The 1,660-nt window shown below is 29.2% G+C and carries 3 protein-coding genes; 2 read left to right on the forward strand and 1 reads right to left on the reverse strand.

Features of this window, described 5'->3' with window-relative positions; translation table 11 throughout:
- The first annotated feature begins 266 nt into the window (after nucleotides 1-266).
- Both RCF13_RS14980 and RCF13_RS14985 read left to right on the forward strand, forming a co-directional pair.
- The gene (locus tag RCF13_RS14980; RefSeq protein ID WP_235357235.1) at nucleotides 267-545 is read left to right on the forward strand and encodes a hypothetical protein; all 279 of its coding nucleotides are present in this window, start codon (nucleotides 267-269) and stop codon (nucleotides 543-545) included.
- Between the two features lie 146 nt (nucleotides 546-691).
- Entirely contained in the window at nucleotides 692-1,153 is a 462-nt protein-coding gene (locus RCF13_RS14985; protein ID WP_001995923.1) for a hypothetical protein, read from the forward strand.
- A gap of 57 nt (nucleotides 1,154-1,210) precedes the next feature.
- Here the strand turns inward: RCF13_RS14985 and RCF13_RS14990 are convergent.
- Nucleotides 1,211-1,660 (reverse strand): DUF4878 domain-containing protein (locus RCF13_RS14990; RefSeq protein WP_308141304.1); only part of this gene is annotated, 450 nt, incomplete at its 5' end.

Raw genomic sequence — 1,660 nt, forward strand, 5'->3', positions numbered from 1 at the left:
CAATACTGGATAAATACCCAATCAGAATTCATTGTTACAGATATAGAAAGTAGGGGCGTCCAGTCGTGTGTCACACTTGGGAATAGGTTTCAAATTTCTATCTTCCGAATAACCGACATTACCGGCAAACCATTATTCAGAATACAGGAACTTTCATGACTTTTATAGTCAGAAGAATCTAGTAGAAAGTGGGCGGACCAATGTTATATACCCTATATAGTAAGGTTAAATTTTCGAATGAAGAGTTAAATATCATTCATAATTACATGGCAAATTCCATTCATTCTACTGTACGTCATCCAATCAATTTAGAAACATTATCTACAATTCAGTTAATTTCTCTAGAAAAAAAGATGAAACTCTTTTTAGAATTATTACCAAATATATATAAAGATATGAAAAACGAAGCAGCAAAAAACAATAATAATACATTTGTAATGATTGATGATTGTTTTGTTGTAGCCTTTACTTATACACATCAACAAATTAAAGAAGATATACAAAAAAGGTTTGAACTAACACATAACAAAGCAGCGCAATGTTAATTTTTTATTACCAGTAAATTAATACTTAAGAAGAAATATGTCTAAATTAGTAATACTTTAAAGGATTTATTTATTATATATGTAATAAGTAATGATAGACAGGAGAACAAATGAATTTAAAATAAATAGGCAGGGGAGAACTATTCATGGAAAATACCTGGTTTGATTATTTGAAAGCCGATTTTACTGAAAGGACTGAAAAATTTTGTCCATTTCTTATGGAACTGATAGAAGAAGAAGTAATCGATTTTGATTTTTCGCGAGCTGAACAGCTCCCTGTCATCTATTTAACAGTAGACACTGATGAATCAATAGATAGATTTATACTTGCTAAATATGATGAAAATAAAAATGAATTTTTCTATGAAATAAGTCGTGCAGAAGGAATACGATTTGTGGTCTTTTTTACTGAAACTGAACTGCTAATGAAACATATACATGACTTAACTCACGAAATATTAGAAGGATATGGGATAATAGAGGAAGATACGGAAGAATTCCCAGTACATCCTGCATTCGCAGCAATTGTTTCAGAGATAGAACAATCTCCTTTTAAAAAGGGAAATATATTTGATTTAAAATCTAGAGACCCCTTTGATTTTAAATAACTAAAAAATCCTCTACTCTGTAAAATGATATTTACCATTACAGAGTAGAGGATTTTGTTATGAATTGTTAATTCTCCAAGCATTTTCAACTTTTCTTAATTGGATAGTAGTTTGTTTTTGCCCTTTTGTTTTATAATCAACAATTACATTAACAGTAGCCAATTCATTTTTCTCATTAACATCTTTTATCTCATAGTTTTTTAACTCTCGATTAAGAAAATTCATAAAATCAGTCATACCACCATTGTTTGCTATCATTTTTTTAGCTTCTTCAGTAAATAACGATTCAAATTCATCAACTTTTCCATCTTTAGCATTTTCAAAATATGCGGTGACTATTTCCTTTGGATCACGCTTATCGCCAGTACATCCCGACAATACAGAGATAGAGAGAGTCATGATCATGATTAAAAATATAGTTCTTAAAATACTTTTTTTCATTAGTACACTCCTTATCAAATATAATTCAACAAAGTTGATAATGTTTCTAATAGCTTTTAAATAAAT

The sequence above is a fragment of the Stenotrophomonas maltophilia group sp. RNC7 genome (assembly GCF_030910085.1).
Classification (GTDB): Bacteria; Pseudomonadota; Gammaproteobacteria; order Xanthomonadales; family Xanthomonadaceae; genus Stenotrophomonas; species Stenotrophomonas sepilia.

Bases quoted from the DNA above. Each gene is read 5' to 3' on its own strand.
- RCF13_RS14985 (WP_001995923.1), top strand. From the start codon at position 692: ATGGAAAATACCTGGTTTGATTATTTGAAAGCCGATTTTACTGAAAGG.
- RCF13_RS14980 (WP_235357235.1), top strand. From the start codon at position 267: ATGGCAAATTCCATTCATTCTACTGTACGTCATCCAATCAATTTAGAA.